The sequence below is a fragment of the Pseudomonadota bacterium genome, from assembly GCA_030859565.1.
Taxonomy (GTDB): domain Bacteria; phylum Pseudomonadota; class Gammaproteobacteria; order JACCXJ01; family JACCXJ01; genus USCg-Taylor.
Map to the genome: position 1 here is coordinate 1 of JALZJW010000145.1, position 9,082 is coordinate 9,082.

General features: G+C 61.9%; 9 protein-coding genes and 5 pseudogenes. All 14 read right to left on the reverse strand.

What is annotated here, in order from left to right; all coding sequences use genetic code 11:
• Window positions 1-112 precede the first annotated feature (112 nt).
• The 14 genes and pseudogenes from M3436_17045 to M3436_17110 all read right to left on the reverse strand — a co-directional run bounded on the left by M3436_17045 (window position 113) and on the right by M3436_17110 (window position 8,545).
• On the reverse strand, window positions 113-1,288 hold the full coding sequence (locus tag M3436_17045; protein MDQ3565738.1) for a molybdopterin-dependent oxidoreductase: 1,176 nt from the start codon (window positions 1,286-1,288) through the stop codon (window positions 113-115).
• 2 nt (window positions 1,289-1,290) lie between these two features.
• Window positions 1,291-1,767 (reverse strand): (2Fe-2S)-binding protein, encoded by a 477-nt coding sequence (locus M3436_17050; protein ID MDQ3565739.1) that lies wholly within the window; start codon window positions 1,765-1,767, stop codon window positions 1,291-1,293.
• 24 nt (window positions 1,768-1,791) lie between these two features.
• On the reverse strand, window positions 1,792-2,178 hold the full coding sequence (locus M3436_17055) for a hypothetical protein (GenBank protein ID MDQ3565740.1): 387 nt from the start codon (window positions 2,176-2,178) through the stop codon (window positions 1,792-1,794).
• Window positions 2,179-2,236: 58 nt separating this feature from the next.
• Window positions 2,237-2,857, reverse strand: a complete 621-nt coding sequence (locus M3436_17060; GenBank protein ID MDQ3565741.1) for a nucleotidyltransferase family protein — start codon at window positions 2,855-2,857, stop codon at window positions 2,237-2,239.
• A gap of 2 nt (window positions 2,858-2,859) precedes the next feature.
• Window positions 2,860-3,105: pseudogene (locus M3436_17065) on the reverse strand (XdhC family protein).
• Window positions 3,078-3,791 (reverse strand): XdhC family protein, encoded by a 714-nt coding sequence (locus M3436_17070; GenBank protein MDQ3565742.1) that lies wholly within the window; start codon window positions 3,789-3,791, stop codon window positions 3,078-3,080. The pseudogene M3436_17065 and the gene M3436_17070 overlap by 28 nt, the downstream one beginning before the upstream one ends.
• On the reverse strand, window positions 3,788-4,108 hold the full coding sequence (locus tag M3436_17075) for an XdhC family protein (GenBank protein ID MDQ3565743.1): 321 nt from the start codon (window positions 4,106-4,108) through the stop codon (window positions 3,788-3,790). Before M3436_17075 ends, M3436_17070 begins: the two co-directional genes overlap by 4 nt.
• 24 nt (window positions 4,109-4,132) lie before the next feature.
• Window positions 4,133-4,414: a DUF427 domain-containing protein gene (locus tag M3436_17080; protein ID MDQ3565744.1), complete on the reverse strand. Its 282-nt coding sequence runs from the start codon at window positions 4,412-4,414 to the stop codon at window positions 4,133-4,135.
• 64 nt (window positions 4,415-4,478) lie between these two features.
• Window positions 4,479-5,445: pseudogene (locus M3436_17085) on the reverse strand (mercuric reductase).
• 35 nt (window positions 5,446-5,480) lie between these two features.
• A pseudogene (locus tag M3436_17090) lies at window positions 5,481-6,854 on the reverse strand (IS1380 family transposase).
• 202 nt (window positions 6,855-7,056) lie between these two features.
• Window positions 7,057-7,488: an FAD-dependent oxidoreductase gene (locus tag M3436_17095; GenBank protein MDQ3565745.1), complete on the reverse strand. Its 432-nt coding sequence runs from the start codon at window positions 7,486-7,488 to the stop codon at window positions 7,057-7,059.
• A 123-nt stretch (window positions 7,489-7,611) separates the two neighbouring features.
• A pseudogene (locus tag M3436_17100) lies at window positions 7,612-7,716 on the reverse strand (OsmC family peroxiredoxin).
• A gap of 1 nt (window position 7,717) precedes the next feature.
• Window positions 7,718-7,861 (reverse strand): annotated as a pseudogene (locus M3436_17105) (ParA family protein).
• Between the two features lie 210 nt (window positions 7,862-8,071).
• On the reverse strand, window positions 8,072-8,545 hold the full coding sequence (locus tag M3436_17110; GenBank protein ID MDQ3565746.1) for a hypothetical protein: 474 nt from the start codon (window positions 8,543-8,545) through the stop codon (window positions 8,072-8,074).
• Window positions 8,546-9,082: the final 537 nt, after the last annotated feature.

Genomic DNA, 9,082 nt, shown 5'->3' on the forward strand with positions numbered 1-9,082 from the left:
TTGCGGATGAACTCTTTCATTTCCCGCTCCCTCCCGATGGTCGGCCGACATCGGCCCCTATACTAATCCATCATGGTGAGGGGAAACACTTTGGTTGCGGCCACAGGCCGCGCTAGGAAGAATAAACGCCCTTTTTCGGCAAGCGGAAGAGTACGGATGTACCCGCGGGTACCTGGACGGTGCAGTTCAAGGGCTCCATCGCGGCGTGCGCGAGGAACGGTACCTGGTAGACCGCCTCGACCTTCTGGGCGGCGCCGGCCATGACCTTGGCCATATCGCCCTGGGCCGGGCTCTCCTTGCGCGCGACCACGCCCGGCTTCTGCGAGGCTGCTTCGAGTTGCTGCACGATATCGGCGGTGCTGAGCTTGGCGTTCGGGCCCTCATCCCAGCGGATGTCGAGCGCGGCAAGCCCCTGCTTGGCCGCCCACATATGATCGGCGACCACCGCCACGGCGTCGCCGAGGCGCACAATCCGGTGTACGCCTTTAACCGCCTTCGCCTTGGCTTCATCGACGCGGGCGAGCTTACCGCCGAACACGGGACAGGCGGCAACGGTGGCGATTTTCATACCGGGGACCTTCACATCGATGCTGAACTGGGCCTTGCCGTTGACCTTGTCCTGGCTGTCGAGGCGCTTGGCGGGGGTACCGATGAGCTTGAAGTCCTTCGGGTCCTTGAGCACGACCTGGTCCGGCACCGGCAAGGTTGCTGCCTTATCGACCAGGGCTCCGTAGTTGAGCTTGCGGCCGGTCGGCACGTGGATCACCTCGCCCTTCTCGGCGCGGCAGGAATTCGAATCGACCTTCCAGGTCGCGCACGCGGCGGACATCAACATACTGCGAGCGGCGGCGCCGGCACGGCGCAGCGGCTCCCAGGCGCCACGCACCGAGTTCGAGCCGCCGGTCGCCTGAAACCCGACCAACGGATTGGCATAGAGCTTATCGTCGGGCGGCGCATGTTCGAGATGGACCTGGGCCAAATCCACTTCCAGCTCTTCGGCGAGGAGCATCGGCAGGGAGGTGTAGGTGCCCTGCCCCATCTCGACCTGGTGCACGACGAGGGTCACGCGCCCTTGACGGTCGATGCGGATAAAGGCGTTGGGCGCGAAGGTGTTTGCCGTGGGGGTCTCGGCGGCCTCGGCATTACGCATCAGCGCGGGTAGGCTGAAGCTCAGCAGCAGACCGCCGCCAGCGGCCGCGCTGGCTTTCAGAAAAGTCCGTCGGGAGATACCGCCCTTGGATATGGACTCAACACCACCAGCAGCGTACAGCAGTTGTTCGAGACTCATGGTCAGGCTCCCTTTATAGCAGTGGATTTAGACTGCGCCGCCTGTTTGATTGCGGCGCGGATGCGCGGATAGGTGCCGCAGCGACAGAGGTTGCCGGCCATGGCCGCGTCGATGTCGGCATCGGTAGGATTTGGATTGCTCGCCAGCAGCGCGGACGCGGACATGATCTGGCCCGACTGGCAGTAGCCACACTGGACCACTTCCAGATCCAGCCAGGCTTTCTGCACTTTCTTGCCGCTCGGAGTTTCGCCGATCGCCTCGATGGTCGTGATCTTCTTTCCGGCGACCGCCGATACCGGCGTCACACACGAGCGTGTCGGCGTACCGTCCACGTGCACCGTACAGGCCCCGCACAGCGCCATGCCGCAACCGAACTTGGTGCCGGTCAGACCCACCACGTCGCGCAGCACCCAGAGCAAGGGCATATCCGGCGGCACGCCGACCGTGTGGTCCTCATCGTTAATTTTAAGTGTGGCCATGACTATGTCCTCCAGGTATCGGTGTTACCAAGCAGACCAGCTAGCTGATATCGGTCGCTGATCCGACAGCGCCTGCCGCAGCGCGCGCAGCGGCAATAGAACGCAATCCAAGCGGTTTTTGAACCGCCGCAGCGGTTCGAATTTACCGAGTTCCTCCCAGCCCGCGGGCGGCGTAACGGGCGATCCACCGGCAAGATCGCTCAAGAATTGTTCCGCCTGCGGAAGGCTGGAATCGTCCTTGCCGATCATCGCCTGGCGCATGATCAGTGCCGAGACCTCGCACAGCACGCAGGCACGTACCGAACAAGCGATCTCGCGGATCAAGCCTTCCTCGACGCGGACGTCGAGTCGCACCTCATCGCCACAGAAGCGGTTGCTCAGCACCGTCGCGCAGGCCGTCGGACGCTGCACCGGCGCCCGATCGCGCGCTTCTCAGGCCAGTTGCAGGATCGGCTGCGCATAGAGCTCTTCAATGGACATCCTTAGCCTCCGCTTGCGCGAACCGGCTTAGCACCGCGTCGAGGGCCGCTTGCGTGTCGATATCAACCAAGACGGCATCGTCTGGCATTTCCACTTCCAAGATCTGGTCGGTGAGTTCGTGGAGCAGCACCCTCGCGCCCTGATCGCCGCGTAGCTCCAACAGGCGCGGGAAGTACTGCGCGCTCCACAACACGGGATTCCCGCGCTTGGTGCTATACGTGGGAATGCAAATGCTACGGCCCTCAGCGGGGGCAAATGCGGCCAGCAGTGGACCCAAATGGCGAGGAGCGACCAGGGGCATATCCCCGAGCAGAAATACGGCGGCGTCGACATCCGCCGCGACCGCGGCCACCCCGGCACGGATGGACGAAGCCAAGCCCTCCTCGTGGTCGTCGTTGCCGACGATCCGCACTGGTAATCCCTCCAGGGCCGCGCGAAGCGCTTCGCGTTCGGGCCCGACGACCACGGTCGCCGGATCGAGACCGGCATCCAGCGCCGTCTCGACTACATGCCGGATGACGGGCCGATCGCCCAAGGACCTCAGCAGCTTGTTCACCGGCGCCATGCGCGATGATAGACCTGCCGCGAGTATGACCGCTCCGAATCCCATCGCTACGCCCCGGTCCGCCGTACCTGGGTGATCTGCGCCATGATCGCGATGGCGATCTCGGCGGGCGTCACCGCACCGATGCTAAGTCCGACCGGTCCATGGATGCGGGCGCAATCCGCTGCGGAGAAGCCGCGCTGTGCCAGGCGGTCCAGCCGACTGCCGTGGGTTTTCCGACTGCCCAGCGCGCCAATAAAAAATGCGGGCGAGCGCAGCGCCCAGGCTAGCGCCGGGTCGTCGAGCTTGGGATCGCTGGCGTGTCGCTATGCTCGTGATGCATTTCGGCCGTCCTGTCCCCGAAATGCCCTCGCATGACGCGACAGGCTATTGGTGCCGCGATTCGTCCTGCGTCTGCAGCGTCGCACCACTGCGCGGTGCGACACAGCTCCCACACTGACTTTACGGCGCGATGCGTCTCCTGCTTCGCCCGTCGACGCGCGCCTATCGCGGGCTCCTCGACTTCGCCTTTGGCTCTCCATGTCTCGTCGTGGGTCAGGGTTACCAGCGCCGTCCGCCGATCGGCCGTGATCTCGGCCAGGGCGAGGTCAGGCCAGCGGGCATCGACGCCGAGTCCGGCGAAGCGCTCTGCTTCGGCAAACGCACCGCGCGGATCGATGATCAGGATCTCGTAGCCGGCGAGTGCGCCGAGGTGCGCCAATGGCTGCGCGATGTGCACGGCGCCGACCACGATCAGCCTGCACGGCGGATTGAAGACCTGGATGAAGACCGGCCCTGAAGCCGAGTCGAACCGCTCGCTGCGATCCTCGGCCAACAGTTCTCGGCTCCGTCTGATCGCGCCTGGATCGATCTCAGCACCATCGGGCGTTGACAGCGGCCCCACGACGATCTGCTCGCCGGTGGGAAGCTGCGTCAGCAGGGCGACCGGGACCTTCGCTTTATTCGCTTCTATCAGTGCGGATAAGGTCTGGGACTTCATTCGATGCGCTCGACAAAAACCTGGATCCGACCGCCGCAACTGAGTCCCACCGACCAGGCATCCTGGTTGGATACACCGAAATCGAGCAGTTCGGATTGTCCGCTCTCAATGACTTGCAGCGCGCGGCGCACTACTTCACCCTCGATGCAGCCCCCTGAGACCGAGCCCATGAATCGCCCGGTATCGTCCGCCACCAGTTGACTGCCCGGCGGACGCGGCGATGAGCTCCAGGTTGCCACCACTGTCGCGAGCGCGACTTGCCGCCCTTCGCTACGCCAGGCCGCCGCAAGCTCTAAAAGATCCGGTTCATGCGACACAAGGGTCTTCCCAGCAAATATGCCTCAAGAGGTTATTTCTACGCCCTTCCAGAACGCCACATAACCCGTGATTTTCGCCGCCGCTTGCTTCGGCTCCGGGTAGTACCACGCCGCTTCCTTGTTCACCGCGCCGTTGACCACGTCGTAATAACTCGCCACCCCTTTCCAAGGGCACACGGTGTGGGCATCGGTCGGGCGCAAATATTCCCGTTTGATCGAATCAGGCGGGAAATAGGCATTACCTTCCACTGTCTCTACACGGTCGCTCTCCGCTAGCACCGTCCCTTTCCAAATAGCTTTCATTATGATGTCCTCATCAGTCGAATAAAAGCGAAGTACCCACCGCAACGACCGGCAAAGCCCGCGCAGATTACGCGAGCGGCCGCAACTCGCCGAGCATCGTGGGTACCAACTCGGAAACCGTAGGATGTATATGCACGGCACGAGTTATCACCGTATACGGCGCCTTCGCGTACATCACGTCCAACAGCGAGTGAATCACTTCGTCACCGGTCACGCCGAGTATGGCCGCACCGAGGATTTCCTTCGTCTCCGCATCCACGATCGCTTTCATAAAGCCTTGGGCCTCGCCTTTCCACCGCGCGGCCGACCCGCGTCATGGGGCGGGTTGCGACCAGGGCATTGCGGCCGGACTGCCTCACCTCGGCCTCCGTCATGCCCGCCCGGCCGAGCGGCGGGTCGATGAAGAGCCCGTAGGTCGCAATGCGGTCCGACACCTTACGCGGGTCATTGTCGAGCACATTCGCGGCGACGATTTCAAAATCATTGTACGAAGTGTGGGTGAATGCGCCGCGGCCGTTGCAGTCGCCCAGCGCCCAGATGCCGTGCACATTCGTACGGAGCTGATCGTCCACCTTCACGTAGCCGCGCACGTCGGTTTCCACACGAGCCTTGTCGAGGCCGAGATCGTCGGTATTCGGTCTCCGCCCCACCGCGAGCAGCAAGTGAGATCCCGCGACCTCGCGATCGCCGCTCGCGCAGTCCAATCCTATTGCGATGCGATCGCCACGGTTTCGTGCAGTCATGCACTCGGCGTTGAGGCGCAGATTCACACCTTCATTTTCCAGGATCTCCTGCACGGCATGGGACACGTCCTCGTCTTCGCGTTGGATCAGACGCGGCCCCTTCTCGACGATGGTGACCTCTGCCCCGAAGCGCCGGTACATCTGCCCAAACTCGAGCCCGATGTAGCTGCCGCCAATGATGACCAGGTGCTCAGGTAAATAGTCCACCTCCATCATGCTGGAGTTGGTGAGATAGGGCACCTGATCCAGCCCGGGCATGGGCGGAACTAACGCTCGTCCGCCCACGTTGACCCTAGCGTTGCAAAAACTCGGGTTGTTGGGCGAACTCATGCAGCCTTCAGAGCCGCCAGGTAATGCAACAGTTCCTCCCGAACGGCTGGATTGGCGGACATACTGAGGGTGAGCTGTCCTTGGGGCCGGATCAAACGGCCTGCGCGCTGGATGAGGCGACACCGCAGGGTACCAAGGCGCGCGAAGTCCCACAAGGCAGGGCGTTTCTCTAGGGTTGTGCGCGAAGGCGGATGGGCGATCATCTGGAACTCACGGCCGAGGTTGTGGGCGAGGAGCACCGAGAGCAGGTAGATCTGGTTGCCACCCCAGGTGCGGGTGGGGACATAATCGAGCTGATTGTCGGATTTGAGCTCGGCGAAGAGGCCTTCCTGACTCCCGCGACCGTTATGGAAGGCGACTACCTTGTGGGCACGAAGGCGTTTATTGGTGAGGATGACCTTGAACTCGTAGCCGAATTGGTGCGGGGTGAAGAGATCGAGTTGCACGGGATCCTTGAATTGCTGTTTTACCCGCGTGCGAATAAAGAGGAGACGATGGCGAACGTTCCAGGCCTTAGGTTTCCACTGCGCCTCGAAGTAGGCGCACCCCGCCCCGATCCGCCACCACCAGCGGCGCGCTTCAATGCGCGCTTTGAGCTCGGCGAAGCGCTCGAAGCGGACGCTCACCGTATACTCCACACCTTAGGCGTTGAGGCTCCCGATGATTTCATCGCTGAAAAACGCACTGTCCATGCGCACCTCAATGCAGACCCCAGGGAGGGCGACCCGTACCGTGGCGATACAGGCGAGGATGAAGTCCCGGGCACCGTGGGAGTCATGGACGTTACCGGATCGGTGCAGCACATCGAACACCTGCCCGGTTTGGGCCACGGTGCAAAAGAGCGGGTAATAACTGCGCTGGCCCTTTTTCTTGCGGTTAAACCCCACCGCCGTCCCCTCGGCCCAGCGCCCCGTGCCAATCACCGAGCCATCGAAGTCGAGCGTCACCCGGGGAAGCTCAAGGGCCGCCAGTCGTGCAAGGACCCCGTCCCTAAGCAGCCCTTGCAGGCATCTGACACTCTCTTGGTCTACCCCCGCCAACGCACGGCTCACGGTGGCGACATCGGGCAAGCGGCGCAAGCCCAGGATCCGCTTCACCAGCGGATCATCCGCGTAGTAACGCCTATCGCGCAACTGCCGGTATCCGAGCAAGAGGTGCACGACCAAACACAGTACCAGGGTGGGATAGCCGAAGATGGGGCTGACCGTGAGATGGCAAAAACAGCGCCGCAGCCGCTCCTTCAGTCCCAGACGGACAAAGAGCTCTTGGATGAGGACCAAGCCCGAGAACGAAGTCAGTCGGCTATCCTCAAACCGCAGTGCGGGAAGACGGTGAGTCTTGCAGTGAACCTCGGATCTGCTACACTTCATAGAGGCGGTCTCCTTCGCGGATGTTATTGTTTTCGCGAACACATTATACCGCGAAGTGTAGACCGCTTCCTCTATTTTATTGATCATAAGATCAGCCTATTTACCGGATGGCTGGATTTCACCCACAGTGCGATCCACCTAAAGCCCAAAACTCACTGAAACCCTATCTGCCCCGCCATTTTCAACCCCTAAACGCCAATATTTATGCAACTGGAAGGTTGATAAAGATCTTGTCGCCCTCCAATAGATCACCATTGACTCTGACCGTATGAGGACTTTCGAAGCGTGCATGACCCTGGTACACGGTAGCGTTTTCCAAGCCGCGCATCCACTTTTCGACACTCTGGTTGGAACGCCCGGAGATCTCGTCCTTGCGCGCTTTCACGCGCTTCATGTCGACGCTGATCGGGCCGCCCGCGGTGACGCCGTACTCGGCGGCACGGCGCACCAGATGAGCGGCATACGCGCTGGCCACCAGGGTCTTGGTGGGAATACAACCCGTGTTCACACAGGTGCCGCCGAACAGTTTGCGCTCAATGATCGCCACCCTCTTTCCCGTCGCGGAAAGACGGGCGGCGAGCGCCGGCCCAGACTGCCCGGTACCGATGATGATCGCAGCGAAGCGCGTTGTCATAATGTTCTCCTTCGTTTCCTGAAAGCTTACGGCCTGGATCGATCATGCACGGCTTTGTTAAATTCTATGCCATCTTTCGGCTGATTCCGAGGAATCGGCAGGGAGCCCATTTTGGTGCTCCATCTACTCGGTCAGGCGTGTCCGGATGTCGATCTCCGAGGTGAGCGTCCTGTGAACAGGACACTTCCCGGCGATCTCGAGCAACTTCGATCGCTGCTCCTCGGCCAGCGTAGCTCGAAAGCGTAGGCTGGATATCGGCGTCGACCAAAAGTACGCGCTGGCCGACGTCTGCCAGAAGAGCACCGAGGTTGGCGGTCAAGGTGGTCTTTCCGACCCCGCCTTTCGTCGAGACGATGGCCAGCCGCAACGTCATATGACTGTCTCCCGGGGATGACCGGAGCGCGAGGTGGCGCTGCGGCGAGGACAGATAACGCTCTCAATGCAGCGCATTTCCCCCGTGTAGGGTGCTGTTGCATAGTCCCTCACCGCGGGTTCGATCTCTGCGAAGATCCCGAGCGCCCGCTCAAAGACGTTCGCGGGGATATGCTCGAGGCGGCCCACACCGAGCGTGGCTCGCAGCCGGTCAAAGAACGCACGTTTCGCGATGTCTTTGAACCCAGAAAGTGGCGACGAGGGACCGAGCCCTGAACACCCGTTGTGCATGCTGTTCGGTCCTGATCGTAGCGGGCAGGGACGGAGGCGCCTTGTAGCCGCCGTGCTTGCAGATCGCGGGGAGGACTTCGCTCCTGACCCACTTACGGAATCGGCGAGCCTCCGGTTTGTTGCTCCGAACGATGAGCGTATAAAAACCCGATCCGCTGATGATGGCGATCTCCTGCGGGCCCCGAGCGGTGCTCACGCTATGCGTGCCTTTTCCATCGGCATCGAGCGCCGCAACGGTTCCGGTTCTTCCGGCGCCCTTCCAAAAATTGCCGGGCGCCGCATAGGCGTCCGTAGCGGCGAACCACGGCGCAGCGTCGATGACGATGACACGAACGGCCAGGGCTTGAAACTGAAGGGAGGTGGGCGCGGTAGCGCGCAGCGTTTGAGCGGTCACGGGAGCTCCTCTGTGTTCTTCAGGGTAGGCACGCTCAAATGAGGGCGCCGGGTGCCTGAAACCGTACAGAGCCGATGGGCGTATTCCCCTTGCGGATCTTCTATTAGCCGCACACCCGACAGAGACCGGGGACTGGCCGTTGAAAAGGCGCAAAAAATCCGCACGTCTCTGGGGTGCGGTGGCCGCTCTGTGGGGGATCTCAGGCTCCGTGATCATCAGCCACGCTGGCTCGCCGCGGTCTGAAGCGCGGGTCCGGCGAATCTTAAAGTCGGGATCGGTTGTCAAGGGCGGTGCGGGACCGAAGACATCGGGCCGCAGGGCGTAGCGGCTGACGCTGCCCCGGGTGGCGTGCTCTACGGCAAGGCAGCGCTGCGCGGGGGCGCCCCGTGATGGTCCACTGCTGGACGGCGAGCGGGCGGATCCCCAAGTGGCGGGCAAGGGCTGCTTGACTTCCTAGCACCTGTATAGCCATATCCAACGCCGTGCTCATGATATAACTTATTTACAAGTTTATCATTCATAAGTCAAGACGTTCTT